Below are 1,672 nucleotides of genomic sequence, written 5' to 3'. Positions count from 1 at the left end.
ACCCCTTAACCCCAAAGGGCGCACTTTACTTGAATTTCAGCTTTTAGCCTCAAGTTAGTTTTATATCTCCAGTCAAAATGCCCTTAAGTCTATCTTTTAGGGCATTTTTTTGATCTTGGTATATTTACGAAATCTCACGTAACCCTTAAGGCGCAAGGCTTTCAGAGCGAATGTCTATGAGCGAACTGAAGCTTTATGCTTCTTAAATCCTTTTTTTCTCTGATTACTGCTCCCGTATGCGTCAAAATCGCTAGAACTTAGGCGTCGTCCCGCGCCGACACAAAGAAAAGCAAAATACTGTCATTTTGTCGCGTGTGCCGACCTACGGATCGGACATCACGCGATAAAATGACAGTTCAAGGATTTTTTAAACGAAAGCGGTCATTTTTCATTGCTATTGCGTCCTGCTTGCACACGGATTAACATAATCAGGAAATTGATTAAAAAATATTCAATACCCACTACCACGTAGGGGGGATTGAAAGAAATTTCTTAAATACCCCCCTTAATAAGATGGGGGTAACGGTATCCGATCCATGACGGAATTAACTTCCAAAACAGAAATGGAAGTTAAAATTAACTTCCAAACTAAAAATATTTCCCATAAAAAAACCGACCATATTGATTTATGATCGGCTTTAGTTTTATATTGGATGCACGGTTATTAATTACTGATAATAATTAATAACGAAAGTTATGTGGTTTGGCGACCGACATAAGATTCAAGATTAAATCTCCGTGCTGTTATATGATTATAACGTTCGTAGAATTAAAATAAATCCTCTTTCGTTCTTAATCCGTTCAAATAATTAATTTCCGTCCTTAATGTGGGTGGAAGGTACAGTGACGCCAGCGCATTTTAGGTTTAAGTCTGCTACTGGGGGATCTGAACAAAGCAGACAACGGCATGAGTAGTCATAAAACGCTGATCGTGAGTATATTGGGGTAATCCCTTGCGGTGATCATTAAAAGGCGTTTATAGGCGGTTTTGGACGTGTTCAGGGGGTGTTCTATGCCCTAACCAAAACAAGCGTAGCAATAGACTGTGATGCGCTCCTGTGAAGCGATGGCTCGGCTCCGTAGTGATGCCTTACATTGTTCGGGTGATACTGCTTAGGGTGCTTTTAGTGCTCTAGGGTGAGTATTCCCTGATCTTCTCCAACTCTCACCATAATGATAAATCACTAATACTTGAATAGTTAAATAAATAGAGGTTTTTTAAATGGGAAATATTGATATAAATCAAACAGTTGAACACTTAAAAGATTTGTTAGGCAAACAAGTTTCATATAGTATTTGTTTGGGTGGAACAACTTATCAAAGTGATGGTGAGGTTACTTCGGTTGTTTTACATCTTCATGGTGATCATGAGTTTTCTGTAGATGATGGGGATTATTATTCTTTTTCCGAATTGACAGAATTTCAGGTTTTAGATGATCGTTCTATTGTGGACGCTGCTTTTACTGGTCTTATAACGGATAACAAAGATTTTATTGATTCATTAAGCAAGCCTACCCCGTAGCCACAGGACTTGTAAGGGGTTCGACCCCTTAACCCCAAAGGGCGCACTTTACTTGAATTTCAGCTTTTAGCCTCAAGTTAGTTTTATATCTCCAGTCAAAATGCCCTTAAGTCTATCTTTTAGGGCATTTTTTTGATCTTGGTATATTTA

At 38.5% G+C, this 1,672-nt stretch carries 1 protein-coding gene; it reads left to right on the top strand.

Translation table 11 applies throughout. The features are described from left to right. Positions 1 to 1,222 precede the first annotated feature (1,222 nt). Positions 1,223 to 1,522, top strand: coding sequence for a hypothetical protein (locus tag FTV37_RS17315; protein ID WP_179991805.1), 300 nt, complete (start codon positions 1,223 to 1,225; stop codon positions 1,520 to 1,522). Positions 1,523 to 1,672 lie beyond the last annotated feature (150 nt).

Source organism: Acinetobacter sp. YH16042 (assembly GCF_013417245.1).
Classification (GTDB): Bacteria; Pseudomonadota; Gammaproteobacteria; order Pseudomonadales; family Moraxellaceae; genus Acinetobacter; species Acinetobacter amyesii.
The sequence above is the reverse complement of the archived record's forward strand: the minus strand, read 5'-3'. Positions and strand labels throughout refer to the sequence as shown.